Origin of the sequence: Streptomyces sp. 13-12-16, from assembly GCF_002114215.1 — a bacterium.
Classification (GTDB): Bacteria; Actinomycetota; Actinomycetes; order Streptomycetales; family Streptomycetaceae; genus Streptomyces.
Genome location: NZ_NCTE01001239.1, coordinates 1 through 435 on the forward strand (window position 1 = coordinate 1; position 435 = coordinate 435).

At 72.0% G+C, this 435-nt stretch carries 1 protein-coding gene; it reads left to right on the plus strand.

The genetic code is table 11. The features are described 5' to 3' along the window. Positions 1 to 251: 251 nt before the first annotated feature. The coding region (locus tag B7767_RS38585) for a DUF6479 family protein (protein ID WP_256923724.1) at positions 252 to 435 on the plus strand (184 nt) is incomplete at its 3' end.

Below are 435 nucleotides of genomic sequence, written 5' to 3' on the forward strand. Positions count from 1 at the left end.
GTGTCCGGCCCCCGTTCGGCGGGGACGGCGTCGGGAGGTGAGGCGGTGGGGTGTCGGCGGGGGCGTGAGGGCGGGAAGGCCGGGGACGGGCCCCGAGCTGCACACGTGGGGACGCGACGGCCCGTCCCGGCCTTCCTCTGGCCGCAATCTGTCACGCCGCGGGGGAGGGCGCCCTCCGGGGCGGGCCACGAGCGTGACAGGGTCGGACATTCCGGGCGCTTTATCTCATTTCTTCGGCCATACTCGGAAGCATGAACACGGCAACGTATGTAGTTCTGGCCGCGAACACCCACAGGTGGGCCGTCTTCGCGGCCTTCATCGGCGGGCTGATCGTGGCCGGTGCGCTGATCTGGGCCGTACGTGTCGGGATGCGGTACATGGACCGGGAGGAGCCCCGCCCCGCCCCGGAGGACCAGCCGAGACTGCCGGACGGCG